The organism is Rhizobium sp. CCGE531 (assembly GCF_003627795.1).
Lineage (GTDB): Bacteria > Pseudomonadota > Alphaproteobacteria > Rhizobiales > Rhizobiaceae > Rhizobium.
Genome location: NZ_CP032684.1, coordinates 1990476 through 2016683, shown reverse-complemented (window position 1 = coordinate 2016683; position 26208 = coordinate 1990476). Strand labels below are relative to the sequence as shown.

19 protein-coding genes are annotated in these 26208 nt (G+C 60.5%); 10 read left to right on the top strand and 9 right to left on the bottom strand.

Annotated features, from left to right (window positions below; translation table 11 throughout):
• Positions 1-139: 139 nt before the first annotated feature.
• The gene (gene gyrA, locus CCGE531_RS09775) at positions 140-2935 is read right to left on the bottom strand and encodes a DNA gyrase subunit A (protein ID WP_120663973.1); all 2796 of its coding nucleotides are present in this window, start codon (positions 2933-2935) and stop codon (positions 140-142) included.
• A 224-nt stretch (positions 2936-3159) separates the two neighbouring features.
• Here gyrA and CCGE531_RS09770 point away from each other — a divergent pair, with 224 nt between their 5' ends.
• Positions 3160-3792, top strand: a complete 633-nt coding sequence (locus CCGE531_RS09770; RefSeq protein ID WP_120666682.1) for a MarC family protein — start codon at positions 3160-3162, stop codon at positions 3790-3792.
• Between the two features lie 52 nt (positions 3793-3844).
• Here CCGE531_RS09770 and CCGE531_RS09765 read toward each other — a convergent pair whose 3' ends face one another.
• Positions 3845-4399: a single-stranded DNA-binding protein gene (locus tag CCGE531_RS09765; protein ID WP_120663972.1), complete on the bottom strand. Its 555-nt coding sequence runs from the start codon at positions 4397-4399 to the stop codon at positions 3845-3847.
• A gap of 271 nt (positions 4400-4670) precedes the next feature.
• Here CCGE531_RS09765 and uvrA point away from each other — a divergent pair, with 271 nt between their 5' ends.
• Both uvrA and CCGE531_RS09755 read left to right on the top strand, forming a co-directional pair.
• Positions 4671-7592: an excinuclease ABC subunit UvrA gene (gene uvrA, locus CCGE531_RS09760; protein ID WP_120663971.1), complete on the top strand. Its 2922-nt coding sequence runs from the start codon at positions 4671-4673 to the stop codon at positions 7590-7592.
• A 33-nt stretch (positions 7593-7625) separates the two neighbouring features.
• Positions 7626-8432, top strand: a complete 807-nt coding sequence (locus tag CCGE531_RS09755) for a DUF72 domain-containing protein (protein ID WP_120663970.1) — start codon at positions 7626-7628, stop codon at positions 8430-8432.
• Between the two features lie 2 nt (positions 8433-8434).
• Here the strand turns inward: CCGE531_RS09755 and CCGE531_RS09750 are convergent, their stop codons facing one another.
• On the bottom strand, positions 8435-9910 hold the full coding sequence (locus CCGE531_RS09750) for an NAD(P)H-hydrate dehydratase (RefSeq protein ID WP_120666680.1): 1476 nt from the start codon (positions 9908-9910) through the stop codon (positions 8435-8437).
• Between the two features lie 348 nt (positions 9911-10258).
• Between CCGE531_RS09750 and CCGE531_RS09745 the strand changes: the two genes are divergently transcribed.
• The 3 genes from CCGE531_RS09745 to hspQ all read left to right on the top strand — a co-directional run bounded on the left by CCGE531_RS09745 (position 10259) and on the right by hspQ (position 12611).
• Entirely contained in the window at positions 10259-10597 is a 339-nt protein-coding gene (locus tag CCGE531_RS09745; protein ID WP_015339877.1) for a P-II family nitrogen regulator, read from the top strand.
• 60 nt (positions 10598-10657) lie between these two features.
• A complete protein-coding gene (glnA, locus tag CCGE531_RS09740) occupies positions 10658-12067 on the top strand; it encodes a type I glutamate--ammonia ligase (protein WP_120663969.1) in 1410 nt (469 codons plus the stop codon).
• Positions 12068-12281: 214 nt separating this feature from the next.
• Positions 12282-12611, top strand: a complete 330-nt coding sequence (gene hspQ, locus CCGE531_RS09735) for a heat shock protein HspQ (RefSeq protein ID WP_120663968.1) — start codon at positions 12282-12284, stop codon at positions 12609-12611.
• Positions 12612-12747: 136 nt separating this feature from the next.
• On the opposite strand, the gene CCGE531_RS09730 is transcribed toward hspQ, so the two are convergent.
• Positions 12748-13404, bottom strand: a complete 657-nt coding sequence (locus tag CCGE531_RS09730) for an invasion associated locus B family protein (protein WP_120663967.1) — start codon at positions 13402-13404, stop codon at positions 12748-12750.
• A gap of 264 nt (positions 13405-13668) precedes the next feature.
• Between CCGE531_RS09730 and CCGE531_RS09725 the strand changes: the two genes are divergently transcribed.
• A complete protein-coding gene (locus CCGE531_RS09725; protein WP_120663966.1) occupies positions 13669-15477 on the top strand; it encodes an extracellular solute-binding protein in 1809 nt (602 codons plus the stop codon).
• A gap of 91 nt (positions 15478-15568) precedes the next feature.
• Positions 15569-16240, top strand: a complete 672-nt coding sequence (locus CCGE531_RS09720; protein WP_120663965.1) for a DsbA family oxidoreductase — start codon at positions 15569-15571, stop codon at positions 16238-16240.
• 38 nt (positions 16241-16278) lie between these two features.
• Here the strand turns inward: CCGE531_RS09720 and CCGE531_RS09715 are convergent, their stop codons facing one another.
• Positions 16279-16866 (bottom strand): TetR/AcrR family transcriptional regulator, encoded by a 588-nt coding sequence (locus CCGE531_RS09715; protein WP_120663964.1) that lies wholly within the window; start codon positions 16864-16866, stop codon positions 16279-16281.
• A gap of 168 nt (positions 16867-17034) precedes the next feature.
• Between CCGE531_RS09715 and CCGE531_RS09710 the strand changes: the two genes are divergently transcribed.
• Positions 17035-17457 (top strand): RidA family protein, encoded by a 423-nt coding sequence (locus tag CCGE531_RS09710; RefSeq protein ID WP_120666679.1) that lies wholly within the window; start codon positions 17035-17037, stop codon positions 17455-17457.
• A gap of 78 nt (positions 17458-17535) precedes the next feature.
• Here the strand turns inward: CCGE531_RS09710 and mfd are convergent, their stop codons facing one another.
• Both mfd and CCGE531_RS09700 read right to left on the bottom strand, forming a co-directional pair.
• A complete protein-coding gene (gene mfd / locus CCGE531_RS09705) occupies positions 17536-21036 on the bottom strand; it encodes a transcription-repair coupling factor (RefSeq protein WP_120663963.1) in 3501 nt (1166 codons plus the stop codon).
• A complete protein-coding gene (locus tag CCGE531_RS09700) occupies positions 21033-21347 on the bottom strand; it encodes a succinate dehydrogenase assembly factor 2 (protein WP_120663962.1) in 315 nt (104 codons plus the stop codon). Before CCGE531_RS09700 ends, mfd begins: the two co-directional genes overlap by 4 nt.
• A gap of 173 nt (positions 21348-21520) precedes the next feature.
• Here CCGE531_RS09700 and recG point away from each other — a divergent pair, with 173 nt between their 5' ends.
• Entirely contained in the window at positions 21521-23626 is a 2106-nt protein-coding gene (gene recG, locus CCGE531_RS09695) for an ATP-dependent DNA helicase RecG (RefSeq protein ID WP_120663961.1), read from the top strand.
• Between the two features lie 42 nt (positions 23627-23668).
• Here the strand turns inward: recG and CCGE531_RS09690 are convergent, their stop codons facing one another.
• Together CCGE531_RS09690 and CCGE531_RS09685 are read right to left on the bottom strand one after the other, a co-directional pair.
• Entirely contained in the window at positions 23669-25162 is a 1494-nt protein-coding gene (locus CCGE531_RS09690) for an esterase-like activity of phytase family protein (protein ID WP_120663960.1), read from the bottom strand.
• 334 nt (positions 25163-25496) lie between these two features.
• A complete protein-coding gene (locus CCGE531_RS09685) occupies positions 25497-26198 on the bottom strand; it encodes a DUF502 domain-containing protein (RefSeq protein WP_120663959.1) in 702 nt (233 codons plus the stop codon).
• Positions 26199-26208: the final 10 nt, after the last annotated feature.

Genomic DNA, 26208 nt, shown 5'->3' with positions numbered 1-26208 from the left:
TTTTCCAGTGAGCCAGCCCGCACTCCAAAAAAACAATCGCATGAGCCTGTTGCCAAGCTCATGCGATTGAAAAACTTCCTTTTTCAAGTGGCTCGGTCGGATCAGCCTCCAGCTTTTCCGACCGGGTTGCGGCGCAACTTTATTCTTCGCTGCCACCCTCGGTTTCGCCGCCGGCAACTCCTGCCTCACCGGCAACGGCGTCATCCTCGACCGTCGCGTCGTCTTCGCCTTCCGGCTCGCTGATGCGCTCGACGGATACGACCTTCTCATCCTTGGCGGTGGAGAAGATGGTGACGCCCTTGGTGGCACGGCTGGCGACGCGGATGCCGCCGACAGGGACGCGGATCAGCTGGCCGCCATCCGAGACGAGCATGATCTGGTCGCCATCTTCGACCGGGAAGGCGGCAACGAGTTCGCCGATCTCTCCCGTCTTCGACGTATCGGTGGCGCGGATACCCTTGCCGCCGCGACCGGAGATACGGAAATCGTACGAAGACGAACGCTTGCCGAAGCCCCTTTCCGAGACGGTCAGAACGAACTGTTCGAGCGCCTTGAGTTCTTCGTAGCGCTCGTCGCCGAGCTGTCCCTCTTCGGTGACTTCTTCGCCGACCAGAGCGATTTCCTCATCGTCTCCCGTTGCGGAGCGACGTTCGTTGACGGAGCGCTTGAGATAGGCCGCGCGTTCCCAAGGTTCGGCATCCACGTGCCGGACGATCGTCATCGAGATGATGCGGTCGCCGGATGCAAGGCTGATGCCGCGCACGCCGATGGAGTTGCGGCCGGCAAAGACGCGCACGTCCGAAACCGAGAAGCGGATGCACTGGCCGAGCGCCGTCGTCATCAGCACGTCGTCGTGCTCGGTGCAGGTCTCGACGGAGAGGATTTCATCGCCTTCCTCCTCGAGCTTCATGGCGATCTTGCCGTTGCGGTTCACCTGCACGAAATCCGACAGCTTGTTGCGGCGCACGGTTCCGCGCGTCGTCGTGAACATGACGTCGAGATTGTCCCAGGTGCTTTCGTCCTCGGGCAGCGGCATGATCGTGGTGATGCGCTCTCCCCGCTCCAGCGGCAGCATGTTGATCAGCGCCTTGCCGCGCGAGGTCGGCGTGCCGATCGGCAGACGCCAGACCTTTTCCTTGTAGACGATACCGCGAGACGAGAAGAACAGGACGGGCGTATGTGTATTGAGAACAAATAGCCGGGTAACGAAATCTTCGTCACGCGTCGTCATTCCGGAGCGACCCTTGCCGCCACGGCGCTGCGCGCGATAGGTCGTCAGCGGCACGCGCTTGATGTAGCCGAGATGGGAAACGGTGACGACCATGTCCTCGCGGGCGATCAGATCCTCGTCGTCCATCTCGAGACCGCCATCGACGATTTCAGTGCGGCGCGGCGTTCCGAACTCTTCGCGAACGGCAGAAAGCTCGTCTTTTACAATGGTTTGGATGCGGGCGCGCGAAGAAAGGATATCGAGATAGTCCTTGATCTCGACGCCGATCTGATTGAGCTCTTCATCGATTTCATCGCGACCGAGAGCGGTCAGACGTGCCAGACGCAGTTCGAGAATGGCGCGCGCCTGCTCTTCCGAGAGGTTATAGGTGCCATCTTCGTTGATACGATGACGAGGGTCATCAATTAGCCGGATAAGCGATTCGACGTCCGTGGCATTCCAGCGGCGCGTCATCAGCTCTTCGCGGGCCGATTGCGGATCCGGCGCCTGGCGGATGACGCGGATGACTTCGTCGATATTGGCGACGGCAATCGCGAGACCGACCAAGACGTGAGCGCGATCACGCGCCTTGCGCAGCAGATACTTGGTGCGGCGGCTGATGACTTCCTCACGGAATGCCACGAAGGCCCGCAGCATGTCCATCAGGTTCATCTGCTCGGGCTTGCCGCCGTTCAACGCCACCATGTTGCAGCCAAAGGAGGTCTGCAGCGGTGTGTAGCGGTAAAGCTGGTTCAGGATGACATCCGCATTGGCGTCACGCTTCAGCTCGACGACGACGCGATAGCCCTGCCGGTCGGATTCGTCGCGCAGATCCGAAATGCCTTCGATACGCTTGTCGCGCACCAGCTCGGCCATCTTCTCGATCATCGATGCCTTGTTCACCTGGAAGGGAATCTCGGTGACGATGATCTGCTCGCGATCGCCGCGCATCGGCTCGATGGTCGCAACACCGCGCATGACGACGGAGCCGCGGCCCGTCTCATAGGCGGAACGGATGCCGGCGCGGCCGAGTATTTTCGCGCCGGTCGGAAAATCCGGACCGGGGATGATCTGCATCATCTCAGGCAGCTCGATCGCCGGATTGTCGATGAGGGCGATGCAGCCGTCGATCACTTCCGACAGATTGTGCGGCGGAATGTTCGTCGCCATGCCCACGGCGATGCCGCCGGAACCGTTGACCAGCAGGTTCGGGAAGCGCGCCGGCAGAACCTTGGGTTCTTCCGTGGTCGCATCGTAGTTTTCCTGGAAGTCGACCGTTTCCTTGTCGATATCCTCGATAAGCTCGTGGGCGACCTTCGTCAGGCGCGATTCCGTATAACGCATCGCCGCCGGCGGATCGCCGTCGATGGAGCCGAAATTGCCCTGTCCGTCGATGAGCGGCACGCGCATCGACCAGTTCTGCGCCATGCGGACCAAGGCGTCATAGATCGAGGCGTCGCCATGCGGATGGTAGCTACCCATGACGTCGGCGACGGGACGGGCGGACTTCACATATTTGCGATTCCAGTGATAGCCGCTCTGATTGGCCGCATAGAGGATGCGCCGATGAACGGGCTTGAGACCGTCGCGAACGTCGGGAAGCGCGCGGCTGACGATCACGCTCATGGCGTAATCGAGATAGGACCGCTGCATTTCCTCGATGATGGAAATCGGCTCGATGCCTGGCGGGAGCTTCCCGCCGCCGGGTGGTGTTTGCTCAGTCAAAACAGATCACGATCTCTTTTAGAATCACTGCGAAATTTATAGCCGAAAGGCCCAGCGAGCGCCAATTTTGGCCGATGTTTTTGAACAGCTTTTGCCCCTTTAAGCCATGAAATCGAACATTTCCATGGCGGAACCCGCCGATAGCGACGCACGGCCCTTTGCGAAAGCCCATTCCTCGCATAACAATGGTCGATAACAACGATAGAACAAGCTCCGGGGACTATATGGCGAGCGCGGATACGCTGATCAATGCCTTCACGACCTTGCTTGTCACTGTCGATCCGCCTGGGCTCGCGCCGCTTTTCATCGGACTTACGGCGGGCATGAACCGCTCCGAGCGCAAGCAGGTGGCACTGCGCGGCTCGATCATCGCCTTCTTCATTCTGGCAGCCTTCGCTCTGTTCGGAGCGAGCGTCCTCGGCGTTCTCGGCATCTCCATCGGCGCCTTCCGCATCGCCGGCGGCCTGCTGCTCTTCTGGATCGCCTTCGAGATGGTGTTCGAGCGGCGGCAGGACAGGAAAGAGAAGACGACCGAAGTCGCGATCACCCAGGATCACATCCGCAATATCGCGGTCTTCCCCCTCGCCTTGCCCCTGATCGCCGGTCCTGGCGCCATCTCGGCGACGATCCTTTTGGCGGGATCGCTGCAGACGACACTCGACCGGGCGCAACTGATCGGCGTCATCGCCGTCAACCTCGCCCTCGTCTTTGCGGCTCTTGCCATTTCCGACAGGCTCGACCGCATGCTGGGCGCCACCGGCCGCGCCATCCTGACCCGGCTGCTCGGCGTCATCCTAGCGGCACTTGCCGCGCAATTCGTCGTGGATGGCGCAAAGGCGGCGCTGACCTTTTCATGAAAAAGCCCGCCGAGAAGGCGGGCCTTTCAAAATCCGACTGCGTATGCCAGCCTCAGAACGGGATATCGTCGTCCAGATCGCGCGAGAAATTGCCGCCGCCGCCACTGGGAGCGCCACCGCGATTACCACTTCCGCCGCGGGAGGAGCCCTGCGAAGAAGGCTGGCCATAATCATCACCGCCATAATCGCCGCCACCGAAGTCACCACCGCTACGACCGCCACGGCTGCCGCCTTCAATGGAACCGCCGCCTTCACCTCGGCCATCGAGCATCGTCAGGGTCGAATTGAAGCCCTGAAGCACGACTTCGGTCGAGTAGCGATCCTGACCATTCTGATCCTGCCACTTGCGGGTTTGCAGCGCGCCTTCGATGTAGACCTTGGCGCCCTTCTTCAAATACTGTTCCGCGACCTTGCAGAGACCTTCATTGAAGATGACGACGCGGTGCCATTCGGTCTTCTCCTTGCGCTCGCCGGAATTGCGATCGCGCCAGGTTTCCGAAGTCGCAATATTGAGATTGGCGATCGGGCGGCCGTCCTGCGTGCGGCGAATTTCCGGGTCCGCCCCGAGATTTCCAACCAGAATTACCTTATTCACACTACCGGCCATGATACCACCCTACTTGCCGCCCATCGACGGCCCTTGAATTCCATCGGCGCACCTTAGACCATTGCCGCCATCAGGTGTTGTTTCTGCACCGCCCAAGGCTTCTTCATCCACAAAGAAATATCCATAGGGCATTTTGTTCTTTATTTGTTCTAATTTGTCCTTATGATCATGTCAACAGAATCGAAAACCTGATCCTGCCCACCATTTCAGCCTCGACTCGCGGGCTGACATCACTAAATAAAGGCAGACTCCAAGGGACCTGCATACGACGATGAGCGAACTGAAGACTATTTCCATACGTGGTGCGCGCGAGCACAATCTCAAGGGCATCGACCTCGACCTGCCGCGCAACAAGCTGATCGTCATGACCGGCCTTTCCGGATCCGGCAAGTCGTCGCTTGCCTTCGATACGATCTATGCCGAAGGCCAGCGCCGCTACGTCGAAAGCCTTTCGGCCTATGCGCGCCAGTTCCTCGAGATGATGCAGAAGCCGGATGTCGACCAGATCGACGGCCTGTCGCCGGCGATTTCGATCGAGCAGAAGACCACCTCGCGCAATCCGCGCTCGACGGTCGGCACGGTCACCGAGATCTACGACTATATGCGCCTGCTGTTTGCCCGCGTCGGCGTGCCCTATTCGCCGGTCACCGGCCTGCCGATCGAGAGCCAGACGGTCAGCCAGATGGTCGACCGCGTGCTCGCCTTCGAGGAGGGTACGAGGCTCTATATCCTGGCGCCGCTCGTGCGCGGCCGTAAAGGCGAATACAAGAAGGAACTGGCGGAGCTCATGAAAAAGGGCTTTCAGCGCGTCAAGGTCGACGGGCAGTTCTACGAGATCGCCGACGTGCCGGCGCTCGACAAGAAGTACAAGCACGACATCGACATCGTGGTCGACCGCATCGTGGTCAGGACTGACATGGCGGCGCGCCTGGCCGACAGCTTCGAGACTTCCTTGCGGCTTGCCGACGGCCTTGCGGTTGCGGAATTCGCCGACAAGCCGCTGCCGCCCGAGGAAACCGCTGCCGGCGGTTCGGCCAACAAGTCGCTGAACGAGACGCATGAGCGCGTGCTGTTCTCCGAGAAATTCGCCTGCCCGGTTTCCGGCTTCACCATTCCCGAGATCGAGCCGCGCCTGTTCTCGTTCAACAATCCCTTCGGCGCCTGCCCGTCCTGCGACGGCCTCGGGTCGCAGCAGAAAATCGATCCGGAACTGATCGTGCCGGAGCCGGAACGCACGCTGCGTGATGGCGCCGTCGCTCCCTGGGCCAAGTCGACTTCACCCTATTACAACCAGACGCTCGAGGCGCTCGGCAAGCACTACGGCTTCAAGCTGGGCAACCGGTGGAACGAGCTGTCCGACAAGGCAAAGGACGTCATTCTCAACGGCACGGAAGACAAGATCGAATTCCACTATGCCGATGGCGCGCGCTCCTACACAACGCACAAGAACTTCGAAGGCATCGTACCCAACCTCGCGCGGCGTTGGAAAGAAACGGATTCGGCCTGGGCGCGCGAGGAGATCGAGCGCTTCATGTCGGCAGCCCCCTGCCCGGCCTGCAACGGCTATCGCCTGAAGCCCGAGGCCCTGGCGGTCAAGATCAACAAGCTGCACATCAGCCAGGTGGCGGAAATGTCGATCCGCGTCGCCCGCGACTGGTTCGACGTGCTGCCGGCGACCTTTACCGAAAAGCAGAACGAAATTGCGGTCCGTATCCTCAAGGAAATCCGCGATCGCCTGCGCTTCCTCAACGATGTCGGTCTCGAATATCTGAGCCTGTCGCGCAATTCAGGCACGCTTTCCGGCGGCGAAAGCCAGCGCATCCGACTGGCATCGCAGATCGGCTCGGGCCTGACGGGCGTTCTCTACGTTCTCGACGAGCCGTCCATCGGTCTGCATCAGCGCGACAATGCCCGTCTTCTGGAGACGTTGAAGCACCTGCGGGACATCGGCAACACCGTCATCGTCGTCGAGCATGACGAGGATGCGATCCTGACCGCCGACGATGTCGTCGATATCGGCCCGGCGGCCGGTGTGCATGGCGGCCAGGTGGTGGCGCATGGCACGCCGCAGGATATCATGGCGAACCCGAAGTCACTGACCGGTAAATATCTCTCCGGCGAACTCGGCGTGCCGGTTCCCGACGAGCGTCGCAAGCCCAAGAAGGGCAAGGAAATCAAGGTTGTCGGCGCAAGGGGCAACAACCTCAAAAATGTCACGGCGTCTATCCCGCTCGGTGTCTTTACCGCCGTTACGGGCGTTTCCGGCGGCGGCAAATCCACCTTCCTGATCGAGACGCTTTACAAGTCGGCCGCGCGGCGCGTCATGGGCGCCCGCGAAATCCCGGCCGATCACGACCGCATCGACGGTTTCGAGCATATCGACAAGGTGATCGATATCGATCAGTCGCCGATCGGCCGGACCCCGCGTTCGAACCCGGCGACCTATACGGGCGCATTCACACCGATCCGCGACTGGTTCGCCGGACTACCGGAAGCCAAGGCGCGCGGCTATCAGCCCGGCCGTTTCTCCTTCAACGTCAAGGGAGGCCGCTGCGAGGCGTGCCAGGGCGACGGCGTCATCAAGATCGAAATGCACTTCCTGCCCGACGTCTACGTCACCTGCGACGTTTGCCACGGCAAGCGCTACAATCGCGAAACCCTCGACGTCACCTTCAAGACCAAGTCGATCGCCGACGTGCTCGACATGACGGTCGAGGAAGGCGTCGATTTCTTCGCGGCCGTCCCGGCAGTGCGCGACAAGCTGCAGAGCCTCAAGGATGTCGGCCTCGGCTACATCAAAGTGGGACAGCAGGCCAACACGCTTTCGGGTGGCGAGGCGCAGCGCGTCAAGCTAGCCAAGGAACTGTCGAAGCGATCGACGGGCCGCACGCTCTATATTCTCGATGAACCCACAACCGGGCTGCACTTCCACGACGTCGCCAAGCTTCTGGAAATGCTGCACGAGCTGGTCAATCAGGGCAATTCTGTCGTTGTCATCGAGCACAATCTCGAAGTCATCAAAACAGCCGACTGGATCCTCGATTTCGGTCCGGAAGGCGGCGACGGCGGCGGCGAGATCGTGGCGGTGGGAACGCCGGAAGCGATCGTCAGCGAAAAGCGCTCCTATACGGGCCATTTCCTGAAGGAGCTGCTGGAGCGGCGTCCGATGAAGAAGGTTGCGGCAGCGGAGTGAGGTTCACCCGACGGAACGTCCAAGGAGGAGAGAATGACCAAAGCGGGCGAAATCCGCACAGGCATAGGCGGCTGGACTTTCGAGCCCTGGCGCGGGACCTTCTATCCCGACACGCTGAAGCAGAAGGACGAGCTGAACTACGCCAGCCGCCAGCTGAAGGTGATCGAGGTCAACGGCACCTATTACAGCACCCAGAAGCCCGCAGTCTTCGCCAAATGGGCCGCTGACGTTCCCGATGGGTTCATCTTCTCCTTGAAGGCTACCCGCTTCGTCACCAATCGCCGCGTGCTTGCCGAAGCGGGCGAGTCGATGCAGCGCTTCCTGGAATCCGGCATCAGCGAGCTCGGCGATCATCTAGGGCCGCTGCTTTGGCAATTCGCACCGACGAAGAAGTTCGACCCGGATGATTTCGAGGCATTCCTGAAGCTGCTGCCGCCCAAGCAGGATGGTCTTGGGCTGAAGCATGTCGTCGAAGTCCGGCACGATTCCTTCAAGGTGCCTGAGTTCGTCGCCCTGCTTGAGAAATACAATGTGGCACCGGTCTGCGCCGAGCATTTCGACTATCCGATGATCGCCGACGTGACGGCCGACTTCGTCTATGCCCGCCTGCAGAAGGGGTCGGACGATATCAAGACCTGCTATCCGCCGAAGGATCTGAAAGCCTGGGCGGATCGCCTGAAAACATGGGCCGAGGGCAAGGTGCCGGACGATCTGCCGCTGATCGATGCGACCCGCAAGGTCAAAGCCGAGCCGCGTGATGTCTTTGCCTTCATGATCCATGAGGGCAAGGTGAATGCGCCTCCGGGCGCGATCGCATTGCAGGAAGAAGTGGCAAAATAGCCTTACAGCGGTTTGACGGCCGCGACGAGATCTTCGGCCGTCAGCCCCTTGCCGGCGTGTTGGCCCGCGAGGCCATGCAGCCAGACGCCGGCCGCGGCGGCTTCGAAGGCGGCGGCGCCCTGCGCCATCAGGCCGCCGATGATACCCGCCAGCACGTCGCCGGAGCCGGCTGTGGCAAGCCAGGGCGGCGCATTGGCATTAATCAGTGCCCTGCCATCCGGCGCGGCGATGACACTATCGGCACCCTTATAGATGATGGCGGCATGTGACCGCTCCGCAGCCGCTCTTGCCTTGTCGATCTTGCTTAACGTCTCGTCGGCGGCAATATCGGGAAAAAGCCGGCCAAACTCTCCCTCATGCGGCGTCAGCACCAATCGCGTCGGCCCTTCGGCAAAAGCATCGAACAATCGTTGCGGCTCGTCGCGAAACGAAGTGATGCCGTCCGCATCCAGCACCAGATGGCGATCCGCGAGCGCAAGGCAAAATTGCCGCGCCTTCTCGCCGGCGCCAAAGCCCGGCCCGAGAATGAAGGTCGAGAGGCGCTGATCGGCGAGCCATTGCTGTAGGGCAGCTTCATCCTCGACCGCGTGCAACATGATTGCTGTGAGCAGGCCGGCATTGACATCAAGTGCTTCGGATGGCGAGGCGATGGTGACGAGCCCTGCCCCAGCCCTCAGCCCCGCCATTGCCGACATGCGCGCGGCGCCCGTCGCGTTCGGTCCGCCTGAGAAAACGATCAGATGGCCGCGCTTGTATTTGTGCGCATCTGCGCCCGCCGACGGGATCTTAGCCTGCCACTGTGCCGGCAAATTTTCCGCGATCAGATCGTCGGCGTGGGCGCGAACGATGCGGGCGGGAATGCCGATGTCGAACACCTCCAGCTCGCCGCACAGATCGCGACCGGGAAGAAGAAGGTGGCCCGGCTTGCGCGTCATGAAGGTAATGGTACGTGTGGCATCGAAGGCGGCGCCGAGGATACGGCCGCTGCGCCCATCGATGCCGGACGGCAGATCGACGGCGATGACGGGAAGTTTCGCTTCGGCGACTTGCGCAATGACGGCGGCCACCTCATCCGGAACGGAGCGGGAAAGCCCCGCGCCGAAGATGGCGTCGATCACCACATCGCCAGCCTTCGGCACATAGCGGCCGATCGTCTCGCCTCCGACGGGACAATCGGCAAAGGCACAGGCTGCATCGCCCTTGAGCCGCTTCGGGTCGCCAAGATGGAAAAGCCGTAGTTCGGCTCCGGCCTGCCGCAGCGCACGCGCCGCGACATACCCGTCCCCGCCATTATTGCCCGGCCCGCAAAGAACGACATATCGATGCGCCTCGGGAAAGCGCCGAAGCGCTACGGCGGCCACAGCCTGACCCGCCCTTTCCATAAGTCCATAGGAATCGATGCCGGACGCGGCAGCGGCGCTGTCGACGGCGGCCATATCGTCGGGCGTGAGGAGCAGGTCGGCAAGCGGCAACATCATGACAGCCATTATAGATGCGAAATCTGCCTCAAAAACAACCGCTTTTACTGCATGCGATTTGACCGATAAATGTGCATCTGCATAATAATTAAACAATAACATTCAATAGCTTGCCGGAGCATAAACATGGCACGCATGGCACTTTTTTGCGAAATTTTGCTTATCCCATGCATTTCAGCGCGAAATCGCTTCCATTTTTCCGAAAAATCCTCATCAATCCATCGTATCGGCGCGAATTCGCCGGGATTTTCTACGGCAGCTCGTTCTCAACTGGCATGATACGTGCATTACGTTGGCCGAGCGGGGAGTAGTCCTGCTGTAACAGGAGAAGCGGAGAGACATTTTCTCATGAAAAAGATCGAAGCGATCATTAAGCCCTTCAAGCTCGACGAAGTGAAGGAAGCCCTTCAGGAAGTCGGCCTGCAGGGCATCACCGTCACGGAAGCGAAGGGCTTCGGTCGTCAAAAGGGCCACACGGAGCTTTACCGTGGCGCCGAATACGTCGTCGACTTCCTGCCGAAGGTGAAGGTCGAAGTTGTATTGGCGGACGAAAATGCGGAGGCGGTGATCGAGGCCATCCGCAAGGCCGCGCAAACAGGCCGTATCGGCGATGGAAAGATTTTCGTTTCCAACGTGGAAGAAGTCATTCGAATCCGCACCGGTGAGACGGGCATCGACGCCATTTAATCCGCCCGGCCCTCCGGCCGCGGCTCGTTTAATCGTCACTAAGTCAAGGGAAGTAATTTAATGACGACCGCAAGCGAAATTTTGAAACAAATCAAGGACAACGACGTCAAGTTCGTCGACCTGCGCTTCACGGACCCGAAGGGCAAGCTGCAGCACCTCACCATGGATGTGGTCTGCGTCGACGAAGACATGTTCGCCGACGGTGTCATGTTCGACGGCTCCTCGATTGGCGGTTGGAAGGCCATCAACGAGTCCGACATGGTGCTGATGCCCGACACGGACACGGTCCATATGGATCCATTCTTCGCGCAGTCCACCATGGTCATCCTCTGCGACATCCTCGACCCGGTCTCCGGCGAGGCCTATAACCGCGACCCGCGTGGCACCGCCAAGAAGGCCGAGGCCTACCTGAAAGCCTCCGGCATCGGCGACACCGCCTTCTTCGGCCCGGAAGCCGAATTCTTCGTCTTCGACGACGTCAAGTACAAGGCCGACCCGTACAACACTGGCTTCAAGCTCGACTCCAGCGAACTGCCGTCCAACGACGACACCGACTATGAAACCGGCAACCTCGGTCACCGTCCGCGTGTCAAGGGCGGCTATTTCCCGGTTCCGCCGATCGACAGTTGCCAGGACATGCGTTCGGAAATGCTGACGGTTCTCACCGAAATGGGCGTCACCGTCGAAAAGCATCACCACGAAGTCGCAGCCGCCCAGCATGAACTCGGCATCAAGTTCGATACGCTGGTGCGCAACGCCGACAAGATGCAGATCTACAAGTATGTCGTGCATCAGGTCGCCAATGCCTATGGCAAGACGGCAACCTTCATGCCGAAGCCGATCTTCGGCGACAATGGCTCGGGCATGCACGTCCACCAGTCGATCTGGAAGGGTGGCAAGCCGACCTTCGCGGGCGACGAATATGCAGGCCTCTCGGAAAGCTGCCTCTACTATATCGGCGGCATCATCAAGCACGCCAAGGCGATCAACGCCTTCACCAACCCGTCGACGAACTCCTACAAGCGTCTCGTCCCGGGTTATGAAGCTCCGGTTCTGCTTGCCTATTCGGCCCGCAACCGTTCCGCTTCCTGCCGCATTCCGTTCGGCACCAACCCGAAGGCAAAGCGCGTCGAAGTCCGCTTCCCCGACCCGACCGCCAACCCCTATCTCGGCTTTGCCGCAATGCTGATGGCCGGCCTCGACGGCATCAAGAACAAGATCCATCCCGGCAAGGCCATGGACAAGGATCTCTACGACCTGCCGCCGAAGGAGCTGAAGAAGATCCCGACGGTTTGCGGCTCGCTGCGTGAAGCGCTCGAAAGCCTCGACAAGGACCGCAAGTTCCTGACCGCCGGCGGCGTCTTCGACGACGACCAGATCGATGCCTTTATCGAGCTGAAGATGCAGGAGGTCATGCGCTTCGAAATGACCCCGCATCCGGTCGAGTACGACATGTACTACTCGGTCTGATATCGGATACGAAAGCCCCGGCTCGCCGGGGCTTTCTTCATAATGGGAAGCCGGTGGCAGGTCTCCCGCCAAATAGCGTTTTCGCATTGAGCTGTCGCTGGCTGTCCGGTCGAAGAACTGGGCTGAATGTGACAATTCGATGAAGGAATGGGGGCAAAATCCTTGATATCAGTGGTGAAAGTCACCACATGATTGCCTGAAAGGAAGTCGTGCCATGAAAGAACGAAACGCAAAATTCAATATTGGCGACGTGGTTCGACACCGGATGTTCCCCTTCCGTGGTGTCATCTTCGATGTCGATCCGGAATTCGCAAACACCGAGGAATGGTGGAATTCCATTCCGGCCGAAGTGCGGCCTGACAAGGACCAGCCATTCTATCACCTCCTCGCCGAAAACGACGAGACCGAGTATGTCGCTTACGTATCGGAACAGAATCTGATCAACGACGAGAGCGGCGTCCCGCTTCGCAATCCGCAGATCGCCCAGATTTTCGACACGGCGCCGACGGGCCAGTTCAAACCCAAGATGAGCTTCGCCCACTAAGAGCCTGCCAGATAAGTTCTTTTTTAAAGGGAAGATGCCCCAAGCGTCTTCCCTTTTTGATTTACGGGACATAGTCGCTGGCAGCAAAAAGCCCGGATCGCTCCGGGCTTTTTCAATAAGGCAAAGCTTTAGAAGCTTACTGCTGCTTAGCGGCCTTCTGGGCGTCTTCCAGCTTCTTGCGCGCTTCCTCAGCCTTCTTCTGCATGCTGTCCTGCAGGCTCTTCTGGCTTTCAGCGAGCTTGCTGTCGGAGATTGCCGGACCGTCAAAAGCGGCACCAAAACCGGTGAGCGAAATCTTGATCGGGTTCGGCGCACGGCGGAAGTTGATCGAGGTGAAGGTCACGTCCGTGCCCTTCTTCAGCGAGCTGATCATCGCGTCGGTCACGGGCACTTCAGCGGTGCACTTGTCCGGAAGGCAAACGGCGTAATCGAGCTTCTGGCCCTTGCCGCCATCAACCTGCATGGTGATGCCGGGCGGGATCAGGCGAGCCGTCGGAACGGAGATCTGCAGGATCTTGCGGTTGACCTTGCCATCGACGGAGATGAGGCCGACTGCCGTGACCAGCTGGCCATTGTTGGCCATGATCAGGTTCTGCACGATGCAGATATCGGCATCGTCCTGCTTGGTGCAGGTCTTGTACCAGCCCAGACGCGGCTGATTGGGATCGTTGCCGCCATCGGCAGGAGCGTTGGACGCATCCTGAGCGAAGGCAGCAGCCGGCATGGCCGCGCCGATCATGAGAGCCAGAGCAGACAGACCTGCCCGCATTTTGTTGTCAGTCTTGAACATCATAGCGAAACCGCCTCCTGAAATCCGCTTCGGAACGACAGCGCGCCGTCCCATGCAATTCGGGTCAAACCGTCGTCCACCTGTCGAATGAATAAGGCAAATACATGACCCGAGAAACCCGGCACCCCTGTTACATCGCACTGGCGCGGATATCCAGCGTTTCTTTGGTCTTTTCTGTCGAGACCCAAGAAATCCGCAGTCGCGTGTTGAATTCGGCACGCTCGTGATAATGTTCGGCCGAATCGTACCCTTACCGGAAAGGATGCCATGCAAGCGCTCCGGATCGCTGTCTTCCTGTTCTTCGCAGCCCTGTGCAACGCCGCCGCGGCGCAACCGCTCTATGGCATCGCCATGCATGGAGATCCGGCCCTGCCGGCGGACTTCAAGCATTTCCCCTACGTCAATCCAGATGTGAAAAAAGGCGGCCGCATCAGCTATGGCGTTGTCGGCACCTTCGACAATCTTAATCCCTTCATTTTGAAGAGCATGCGCACGACGGCGCGCGGCATGTGGGACCCGGAATACGGCAATCTCGTCTACGAGTCGCTGATGCAGCGTTCGAGTGACGAGCCCTTCACGCTCTACGGACTGCTAGCGCAAACGGTAGAATGGGATGACAATCGCAGCTTCATCCAGTTCAACCTCAATCCGAAGGCTAGATGGTCGGACGGGCAGCCGGTGACGCCGGAAGATGTGATCTTCACCTTCCAGCTCCTGCGCGACAAGGGGCGCCCCAACCTTTCATCTCCGCTAAAAGGAGTCGGCAAGATAGAGAAGGTCGGCGAACATAGCGTGCTGATCCATTTCAACGAGGTGGCAAATCGCGAAACACCGCTGATCATCGCCATGCTGCCGATCCTGCCGAAACACGTCATCGATGTGAACAGTTTCGAGCGAACAACACTCGCCGTTCCCGTCGGCTCCGGGCCTTACAAGATCAAGAGCATCGATCCAGGCCAGCGCATCATCTACCAGCGCGATCCCGACTATTGGGGCAAGGGCATTCCCACGAAAGTCGGCATCGACAACTACGACGAAATATCCGTCACATATTTCCTGCAGGAGACCACACTATTCGAATCGTTCAAGAAGGGCGATATCGACGTCTATCCCGACGGCAGCCCCGGCCACTGGCAGCAGGCGTATAATTTCCCAGCCGTAAGTTCAGGCGCGGTCGTCAAGGAGACGTTCACGCCGAAAACGCCGAGCGGCATGCTGGGTTTCGTCTTCAACACACGCCGGCCGACCTTCGCCGACAAGAACGTGCGCAAGGGTCTGACGCTCGTCTTCGATTTTGAATGGTTCAACCGCAACCTTGCCTCCAGCGCTTATACGCGCACTGAAAGCTACTGGCAGAATTCCGATCTTTCATCCTTCGGCGTACCCGCGGATGCCAACGAGCTTGCCATGCTCGGCCCGATCAAGGGTCGTATCGACGCCGACGTGCTTGACGGCACTTACAAGCTGCCGGTCAGCGACGGCACTGGTCGCGACCGCAAGATCCTGCGCAAGGCGGTCAACTTCCTCAAACAGGGCGGCTACACGATCAAGGGCGAACGCATGGTCGATAGCGCCGGGCGGCAGCTCAGCTTCGAGATCATGACGCAGAATGCGGATCAGGAGCGCATCGCCATTGCCTATCGACGTTCGCTGGCACTGCTGGGCATAGCTGTCACGATCCGCACGGTCGACGATTCGCAATATCAGCTACGGACGGGGAGCTACGATTACGACGTGATCCTAAAAGCCTATCCCTCCTCGCTATCTCCCGGCACGGAGCAGATTGGGCGATGGGGATCGGCCGCCGCCAAGGCGGCGGGCAGCTTCAATTACGCCGGTGTCGCGGATCCCGATGTTGACGCGCTGGTGGGACATTTCCTGACGGCCCATTCGGCCGAGGATTTCCGTGACGCGGTGCGCTCCTTCGACCGCATCCTGATCTCCGGCTATTATATGGTTCCGCTCTATCATATTGGCCAGCAGTGGATTGCGCGGCGCAGCCACATTGCCCATTCCGACGTATTGCCACTCTATGGCTATTACCTGCCCGCATGGTGGGACGCTTCGGCGCAATAATGTCGACCGGTTCCCTTTCGGTAACCGGTTGAAGCCATCGGCACAAAGGCCTAGATGGTGAAGAACAGCCAAAAACCGAAAGGACAGAACCATGGAACGCATTACGATCGATATCGTCTCGGACGTCGTCTGCCCATGGTGCTATCTCGGCAAGGCGCGGCTGGAGCTCGCCATCGCCGAGGTGCAGGACGAGGTGGGCGTCGATTTGAACTGGCGCCCCTACCGCCTAAACCCCGATTATCCGCCCGAAGGCGTCGACCAGAAGACGGCGCTGGAGCAGAAGCTCGGCGGCGCTGAGCGTGTCGCCCAGGGGCACAAGATGCTGACCGATCTCGGCCGCGAAGTCGGCATCAAGTTCGATTTCGACGCCATCAAGATCGGCCCCAACACGCTCGACGCGCACCGCCTCATCCACTGGGCCGTCACCGAAAACCGCGAGAAGCAGGACAAGGTGGTCGACGCGCTCTTCAAGGCCAATTTCGAGGAGGGCCGCAATGTCGGCGACCACGCCGTGCTGCTCGATATTGCCGAAAAAGCCGGCCTCGACCGCTCCGTTATCGCCACCCTGCTTGCCTCCGACGCGGACCGCGATCTCATCATCGGCGAAATCGACGCCGCCCAGAAGATCGGCGTCAACGGCGTGCCCTTCTTCATCTTCGACCAGCAATATGCCGTCAGCGGCGCGCAGACGCCGGATGTGATCGCCGAGGCCTTGCGCGACATTGCCAAGATGAAGGCGGAAGCACGGGCGGGGATGAATTGATCGGAGTTCGGTCGGAAGCAGCCGAGCGATAACGGCCCTCAGGCCTTTGCCAGCAATCCCGAAGCCATTGTGCGGAAGGCCTCTATCGCCTTCGGCAGCACTTCCGCCGGATTGTCGCTGGCGGCAACCCAAAGGGCCGCATTGAGCGCCGCACCGGAGAGGAGCCGGGCGGCGGCCTCGGCATCGACCGGTTTGACGACTTCGTGCTCCAGAAGCTTTGACACCGTCTGTCGGGTCCCTGCGAGACAGCTGTTCTGGCTGGGCCATTTCGATGGATCGCCCAGCACCGCCGGCCCGTCAAGCAGGACGATGCGCTGGACCTCCGGATCGAGAGCCATTTCGATATAGGCTTCGCCTTCCGCAAGCAGGCCTTGCCAGCCACCGCCTGCCTGCTCGCCGATCGCTTTTGCCCGCAACGCCATCTCGTTGTCGATCTGATCAACGACGGCGGCGAGCAATCCTCGTTTGTCTCCAAAATTATGATAGAGCGCGCCTCTCGTCAGGCCTACATCTGCCGTCAACTCGTCCATCGATGCGCCGGCAAATCCTTTTTCGGCGAAGGCTTTTCGTGCGGCGACAATAAGCTTGTTCCGGTTTTCTTCCATCGTTTCCAAGCGTTTTGCCATGTCATCCTCAATATTTCATATACGCTTCGTATTTGAAATATTGACATACACCGCGCATATGAATATTTCAAATACATGCCGTATATCAAACAAAGCGGCACTTTGGAATGGCCGCAGCGTTGCGCCTTCCGATCTTTTCACGTCAACAAGAATGAGAGGCCGAATATAATGGCGACGCGTAATGCAATTTTCCCGAAGGATAGACATACGCTTTACGAAGAACATGGCTATTCCGCCGCCATCCGCTCCGGTGATCTGCTGTTCGTTTCCGGCCAGGTCGGCAGCCGTATGGATGGAAGCCCGGAGCCGGATTTCGAAAAGCAGGTCCAGCTTGCCTTCGATAATCTACAGGCAACCTTGGAAGCCGCGGGCTGCACCTTTGACGACATCGTCGATGTCACCACATTCCACACCGATCCCGAGCGGCAATTCGGCACGATCATGACCATCAAGAACCGGATCTTCAACGAGGCGCCCTATCCGAACTGGACGGCAGTCGGCGTCAATTGGCTGGCTGGCTTCGACTTCGAAATCAAGGTTATTGCGCGCATTCCGGACGCCGGAGAGACTGACAAGCCCCAGGCCGCATGAGGGCAATGTCGGATTTCGGCTCGTGGCGGAAAATGGCTGCTGCGGGCCGAAAACGATCGCTGGCTGAGAGACGCCTCCCTACTTCGCCAATTCCGCCAGCTGCGTCATGACCACAGCTGCCCCCTGCAGCCGCTTTTCCGGCGTCGGCAGGTCGCGGGTGAGGAAGACGCTGTGGTCTGGGCGGATCTTGGCCATGGTGCCCTGTTTGGCGATGTAGCCGACAAGGTTGGCCGGGTTCGGGAATTCCTTGTTGCGGAACTGCACGACGACGCCCTTCGGGCCGGCGTCCAGTTTTTCGACATTGGCGATGCGGCAGAGCGACTTGATGTAGACGATCTTCAGGAGATGCTGCACCTCGATCGGCATGGGGCCGAAGCGATCGATCATTTCGGCTCCGAAACCGTCGATTTCCTTGATTTCGGTGATTTCGCCGAGGCGACGATAGAGCGCCATGCGCAGATGCAGGTCGGGCACGTAAGCATCGGGGATCATGACCGGCGTGCCGACGGAGATCTGCGGCGACCAACCGGTATCCTGGATTTCGTCGACACCCTTGACCTCGGCGACTGCCTCCTCGAGCATTTGCTGGTAAAGCTCGAAGCCCACTTCCTTGATATGGCCGGACTGTTCCTCGCCAAGCAGATTGCCGGCGCCGCGGATATCGAGATCGTGGCTGGCGAGCTGGAAGCCGGCGCCGAGCGTATCGAGCGACTGCAGCACTTTCAGCCGACGCTCCGCCGTCGTGGTCAGAACCTTATTGACCGGCAGGGTGAACAGCGCGAAGGCGCGGACCTTGGAGCGGCCGACGCGACCACGGAGCTGATAGAGCTGGGCAAGGCCGAACATATCGGCGCGGTGAACAATCAGCGTGTTGGCCGTCGGCACGTCGAGGCCGGATTCGACGATGGTGGTCGAGAGAAGCACGTCATAACGGCCTTCGTAGAAGGCGTTCATGATGTCTTCGAGCTCACCGGCCGGCATCTGGCCATGCGCAACCGCCACCTTCAGCTCGGGAACATCCGATTGCAGGAAGGCATGGATATCGGCGAGATCAGCGAGGCGCGGACAGACATAGAAGCTCTGGCCGCCGCGATAATGCTCGCGCATCAGCGTTTCGCGGATGACGAGCGAATCGAAAGGCGAGATGAAGGTGCGCACCGCCATGCGGTCGACCGGCGGCGTTGTTATGAGCGACAGCTCGCGCACGCCCGTCATGGCAAGCTGCAATGTGCGCGGGATCGGCGTCGCCGACAGCGTCAGCACATGCACGTCACTCTTCAGCTCCTTCAGGCGCTCCTTATGCTTCACGCCGAAATGCTGCTCCTCGTCGATGACGAGCAGGCCGAGATTGGCGAACTGGATGCCAGCGCCGAGCAGCGCATGCGTGCCGACGACGATGTCGGTCTTGCCTTCGGAAACTTCCTTCTTGGTCAGCGCCAGTTCCTTGGCCCCGACGAGGCGGGATGCCTGCTGGATGCGGATCGGTAGCCCGCGAAAGCGCTCGGAAAAAGTCTTGAAATGCTGGCGGGCGAGCAGCGTCGTCGGCACGACGACGGCGACCTGCGCGCCGTTCATGGCGGCGACGAAAGCCGCGCGCAACGCCACTTCCGTCTTGCCGAAGCCGACGTCGCCGCAGACCAGGCGGTCCATCGGCCGGCCGGCGCCGAGATCCTCGCGCACCGCCTCGATGGCGGTCATCTGGTCGTCGGTCTCGTCATAGGGGAAGCGGGCGGCGAACTCGTCATAGAGACCATCCGGCGCCGCCAGCACCGGCGCATGGCGCGTCAGGCGCTCGGCGGCGATGCGGATCAAGGCGCCGGCCATGTCAAGCAAGCGCTTCTTGAGCTTGGCCTTGCGCATCTGCCAGGCGCCGCCGCCGAGCTTGTCGAGCTGCGCCTCGGTGCCCTCGCCGCCATAGCGCGACAGGAGATCGATGTTTTCGACCGGCAGGAACAGCTTGGCATCATCGGCATATTGCAGCTCGAGGCAGGCATGCGGTGCACCGGCGGCCTCGATGGTCCTCAGCCCGACGAAGCGACCGATGCCATGTTCGGCATGAACGACGATCGAGCCTTCGTCGAGGCCTGCCACTTCCGAGATGAAATCGGCGGCGCGCTTGCGGCGCTTGGAACGGCGCACCATGCGGTCGCCGAGAATATCCTGCTCGCCGATGACGATGAGATCGCCGGCCTCGAAACCCGCTTCCAGGCTGAGCACGGCAGCCGCCGCCTCACCCTTTGCCAATCCACCGAGATCCTTGAAGGCCTCGATCGTCCTGACGCGCGCCAGCCCATGCTCGGAGAGCACCTGCAGGAGACGGTCGAGCGAACCTTCGGTCCAGGCCGAGATCAGCACCTTGCCACCGGAGGCGCGTTTGTCGGCGATATGCTTGACGACGGCATCGAAGACGTTGACGCGCTCGCTGTCGGCGCTATCGTTCGCGGAGCGTGCCCAGCGCGGACCCTGCCGGGCATCGAGGCTGACGACGCGGCGGGCCTCACCCTCATGCTCGTTGAAGGGCGAGATGCGGATGGCGCCTAAGGCATCGAGCGCGTTGCCGAAGGCCTTGCCATCGAGATAGAGCTGGCCGGGCGTCACGGGCTTATAGGGCGTGCCCTGCCCCATCTGTCCCTTGCCCTGCTGGCCGGAATGCAGGCGGGCGTCGTAATAGTCGAAAACGAGCTTGGAGCGTTCCTCGGCCGCCTCGCGCACGGTATGGTCCGTCACCAGCCGGAAGCCCCTGAGATAGTCGAAAACCGTCTCCAGCTTCTCGTAGAAGAGCGGCAGCCAGTGCTCCATGCCGGCATAGCGGCGTCCTTCGGAAACAGCGACATAAAGCGCGTCGTCGCGCGTGGCGGCGCCGAAGGCGGAGAGATAGTTCTTGCGGAAGCGGCTGATCGTATCCGGCGTCAGGGTCACTTCGCTCATCGGATTGAGATCGAGCGAGCGTATCTGCCCCGTCGTGCGCTGGCTAGCCGGATCGAAACTGCGGATGCTCTCCAGCGTATCTCCGAAGAAATCGAGGCGCACCGGCTCTTCCGTGCCCGGAACGAAGACATCGAGAATGCCGCCGCGCACTGCATATTCGCCGACTTCGCGCACGGTTGCCACGCGGTCGAAGCCGTTGCGCTCGAGGCGCGCCGCGATATCGTCCATCCGGACCTGATTGCCCGGCCGCGCCGAGAAGGCCAGGCTCTCGATAATGTCCTGCGGCGCCACCTTCTGCAGCATGGCGTTGACCGTCACCAAGACCACCGCCGCATGCGGCTTGCGATGATGCGCGATGAGGCCGGACAATGCCGCCAGGCGCCGGGCCGATGTGTCCGAGCTCGGGGAAACGCGGTCGTAGGGAAGGCAATCCCAGGCAGGCAGGGTGAGTACCGGAATTTCGGGCGCGATGAAGCCGAGCATCTGTTCGACATCGGCCATGTGCTGGCCGTCGGACATGACATAGGCGATCGGCTGTCCGCCCTTTGCCATCTCGGCAATCAGGAACGGCTCCAGGCCGGCCGGAACATGACCGATCGTCATCGGCTCGCTGGCGGCGAGCAGCTTCTTCGCGTTGAAACCGGGGATCATTTCGTTAATCCGAATCTTTCGGCGATCTCTTCGAAATCGGGCTTGTAGGAGGCCAAACGCTCAAAGAGCGGCGTCTGCAGATGCTGCGGTATCGGTTGGGTGCCGAGGATCCACTTCACGAGATCATTGTCTTCTTCGGCCATGATGCGCTCGAGCTCATCGAGCTCCGCCTCGGCGAGATGAGGCAGCTTGTTGTCGGCAAACTGGCCGAAGACCAGATCCATCTCGCGAATGCCGCGATGCCAGCAGCGGAAAAGGATGCGCCGACGACGGGGATCGAGATCGGCACTGCTGAGGGTAAGCCCAGTCATCAAAAACACCTTTATGTTGATGCGTCTCTATAAAACCAGCGGTTAAAGGTGGGAACCGATTTTTCTAAAAAAAGCACTTCGAAGGCAATTTTCCGGGGAGTGTTCGGCTCAATGCGGCCGAGTTCCCAGCCGCCCCTTGCCAAGTCCACCCTGCCCGTCGCATTTTGCCGACCATGCGTCCCGCCATCCTCGACCCGCTGTTTGCCTCTATATCCTCGCTGCCCGGCGTCGGGCCGAAGGTATCCGAGTTGCTGGTGAAGCTGCTCGACCGCGAAACGATCGACGATTGCCGCGTCATCGACCTTATTTTCCACGCGCCGCATTCGATCATCGACCGGCGCGAACAGCCGGGTATCGCCCGCGCGCCGCAGGGGGCCATCGTCACCATTACCGGCCGCGTCGATCGCCATCAGCCGCCGCCCAATCCGCGCAGCAATGTGCCCTATCGCGTCTATCTGCATGACGAAACCGGCGAGCTTGCGCTGGTCTTCTTCCGCGGCAAGGCGCAATGGCTCGAAAAGCAGCTGCCGATCGATGAAACCGTCACCGTCAGCGGCAAGGTCGACTGGTTCAACGGCCGTCCGTCCATGGTGCATCCGGACTATATCATGCGCGAGAGCGAGGCGGAAAACCTGCCGCTGGTCGAACCGGTCTATCCGTTGACTGCAGGACTCTCGCCGAAATTCCTGCGCAAGACCATCGAGGCGGCGTTGCCGCGCATCCCGCAACTGCCAGAATGGGATGACCTTGCCCTTGCCCAGAAGCAGGGTTTCCCCTCGATATCCGACAGCTTCCACATGCTGCATGCGCCAAGAGACGCGGCCGATATCGATCCGCAGGCACCAGCCCGCCGCCGGCTTGCCTATGACGAATTCCTGGCGGGGCAATTGTCACTTTCTCTGGTTCGCCAAAGGCTGCGCAAGGTTGCGGGACAGCCGGTGCTTGCAACTGGAGAAATCAGCGACAAGATACTGGAATCCCTACCCTTCTCTATGACGAATAGTCAGCGCGATGCAGTCGCCGATATTCTCAAGGACATGGCAGGCACCGAGCGCATGCTCCGGCTGCTGCAGGGCGATGTCGGTGCGGGCAAGACGCTGGTGGCGTTGATGGCGATCGCTGCCGTGATCGAAAGCGGTGGCCAGGCCGTGTTGATGGCACCGACCGAAATTCTCGCCCGGCAACATCATGCAACGATTTCAAAATTTGCAGCAAGTGCAAACCTTTCCGTCGAAGTCCTCACGGGCCGCACGAAGGGGCGCGAGCGGGATGCGATCCTAGAGCGCATTGCCTCCGGTGAGGCGCAGATCATCATCGGCACCCACGCTCTCTTCCAGGATAGCGTCGCCTATGCCAATCTCATGCTGGCTGTCGTCGACGAGCAGCATCGCTTCGGCGTTCACCAGCGCCTGCGCCTGACCGCAAAAGGCATCTCGCCGCATATGCTCGTCATGACTGCGACGCCCATCCCGCGAACCCTGGTACTCGCCGCCTTCGGCGATATGGATGTTTCCAAGCTCACCGAGAAGCCGGCGGGACGCAAGCCGATCCAGACGATCACCATCCCGAACGAGCGAACCGGCGATATTGTCGCGCGATTGAAAAGCGCGCTAACGGAAGGCAAAAAAGCCTATTGGATATGCCCACTTGTGGAGGAATCCGAAGAATCCGATTTAATGTCGGTCGAGGAGCGCCATGACACCTTGACCAAGGCGCTCGGCCCGGGCGTCGGCCTCATCCATGGCCGGATGAGCGGCCCGGAAAAAGATGCCGTCATGATGGCCTTCAAGAATGGCGAGATCCGCCTGCTTGTGGCAACGACGGTCGTCGAAGTGGGTGTCGACGTGCCCGATGCGACGATCATGGTCATCGAACATGCGGAGCGTTTCGGCCTGGCGCAGCTGCATCAGCTGCGCGGGCGGGTCGGACGCGGCGACGAGGCCTCGACCTGTATCCTGCTCTACAAGGGGCCGCTCGGGGAAACCGGCCATGCCCGGCTGTCGATCATGCGCGATACCGAAGACGGCTTCCGGATTGCCGAGGAAGATCTGAAGCTGCGTGGCGAAGGCGAGTTGCTCGGTACGCGCCAGTCCGGCACGCCCGGCTTCCGCATTGCCAGCCTTGAGGCCCATGCCGATCTTCTGGAAATCGCCCGGAAAGATGCCGCCTATCTCATCGAGCGCGACCCGGAGCTGACGGGCGAGCGTGGCATGGCGGTTCGCACCCTGCTCTATCTCTTCCGCCGTGACGAGGCGATCCGGTTCCTGCGGGCGGGATGAGCGGACGGACGCGTTTACCGCGTCCGTCCCTGTTTAAGAGCATTACTTGGCAGAAAGGCCGGGAATGGTGACCTGGAACACCTGGAACATGGTGTCGACATCGCCTCCGCCGTCACCCTTGTAGGCTGCGCCGACCTGATAGCCGTCCTGGGTCAGGAAGTCGTTGTCGTTGGCGACGAACAGGAAGTAATCATCCGGCTGCTTCGGATCCATGACGCTCAAGAGCGACATCGCCTCCCACTTTTCCGAGAGGTTGTTGCGGTCGCTCGGCGCGCCGTTGTGAAGGCCGAAGCGGGCGAGATCGGCGCTGTCGTTGATGTCGATGAACTGGCTGACTGCAGCCGGCTTCACCGAGGCTTCGAGAACGCCCTTGGGCGCGACCGGCTTGTCGGCATCGAACTTGCCGGCAATATCGGTGGCGGTGGAGACATCGACAGCGACGATGCTGCGGAAGAGCGACTTATCGCCTTTCACGCCATAACCGTTGTTGCTGTCACGCGCCAGCATCAGGAATGTCTGCGGCGAGAGTGCAACGATTTCGCTCTGGGCGGCGACCGCCGTCTTGCCCTTGGCATCGGTGAAGACCGGCAGCGGCACGACATATTCGTGAACCAGCTTCAGATTTGCCGGATCGGCGGCATCATAGACCAGCGCGCGGGTGTTCTGTCGTGTGGAGCTGGAATCGCCGCCATCCTGGCGAGTCGCGGACTGCAGCACGGCAATCAGGAACTTGCCGTCCGGCGTCAGCGACATCCCTTCCAGGCCCTGGTTGTTCTGGCGGCCGCTGGTCGGATCCTTCGGATCCGGAGCGGATTCGCCGGGACCGGGGTTGTTGGAGGCGAAGTTGACGGCGCCGTTGCGCATCGGCAGCAGCGCAGCCGGCGGAGGAGTGGCGGACATCATGCGGCCATCGGCGGCGAAGCGGTAGATGTAAGGACCGTACTCGTCGCTGATGAACATCGTGCCATCAGGCAGACGCGCGATGGCTTCGGTGTCGAGCGAGACCTTGCCGTTCGGCGCCTGGGGCAACAGCGGCATGCTACCTTCCGGATGGCGACTGCCATTGGCCGGGTCGAGGCCGGTCGTGTCGGCGCCCTTGTCGTCCTTCAGAAGCAGGGTGTCGGCAAGCTTGGCATCGACGCCTGCCTGCTCCTTGCCGGCCCGCGGCGTCGCACCGGGCGCGACCGGGCTCAGAGTGACGTCGATAGTGTTCAGGCGCGGACGATAGTCGGTCGTACCGACGGCATTGTAGCCGCGGTCCGGCAGCAGCCACAGCGAACCCTTGTAGGTACCGTCGGCATTGCGAACCCAGCTCTTGGCATCGATCGACATGCCCGAACCGGAACCGAAGGTCTCGCCGAACTTGTCACGCAGGTTGGCCGGGATGCGGCCGACCGCGACGCGTCCCTTGTTGACGATCGTCACGCCTTGGACCGCGACGGAGCTATCCGCGAGCGCCGCGACCGGCGCGGAGAAAACAAATGTGGCAAGCACGGCCGACAGCAGCGGCAAGCTCTTCGAACGCATATATCTCAAGACAATATCCTCCGATGAAAATCCGTATGGAGACAATGGCATCCATCTCCGGTCCGCTTTCGAACCGCATCGAAGAACAACAGCCCGGCGCCGACGCTCCGGACATTCGATGATGAGATACATTCGATTGCCTGTCCCCAACGACGATCTAAGGCGTCAATATGATAGGGACATGACAGTTCGCGCGATACGCGAAGTCAGGCGACCAGAGTGACAGGAACGGGTGTGTTTCTAAAGCATGTCGCGCGACAATATGCAGCGGTTTTGCGATAACGACATGCGCAAAATCAAGAGCCTAAAGCGCTTGGAGCGAATCTTGGAGCCGCGATGCGCTTTAAGTCAGGGACTTTATCGGAACAGGCCTGGGCGGTCCCTTCGCCGCGACCAGCTCTTCCTTGTATTCGGGCGAAACCAGGCCACCGGAAATCAGAAGCTTGGCGCCATCCTCAGGACTCATGTCGAGCATCGTGATCTTTTCGCGCGGAACGAAGACTAGAAAGCCGGCCGTGGGCACGGGTGTCGGCGGCAGGAAGACCGCGACCATGTCCTGGCCCATGGCGTTGAATTTCGAGGCGATCTCGCCCTTGGCATCCGTCGATACGAACACCATGGACCAGAGGCCGGGGCTCGGATATTCGATGAGACCCACCTTCTTGAACGACGTGCCCTGCTCCTTCAGGACGGTCTCGAAGATCTGCTTGACGCTCTTGTAGATGGTCCGCACCAGCGGAACGCGATTGACGATCGACTCGCCGAGGCGGACGATGCTCTGGCCGATCAGGTTCTTGGCGAGAAAACCGACGATCGTGATGAAGATCATCGCGATCAGCAGGCCGGTGCCGGGAACGGCAAAATTGAGATAGCTCTCAGGGTCGTAGCGCGCGGGAATATAGGGGCGGACCCAGCTATCGGCCCAATGCACGACGGACCAGGTCAGCCAGAGCGTGATGGCAATCGGAGCGCAGATAATCAAACCGGCCAGGAAATTGTTTCTGATCCGCGTGGTCAGGGACATTTTGATGAGCTTTTCAGTCATTCGCCGCTCG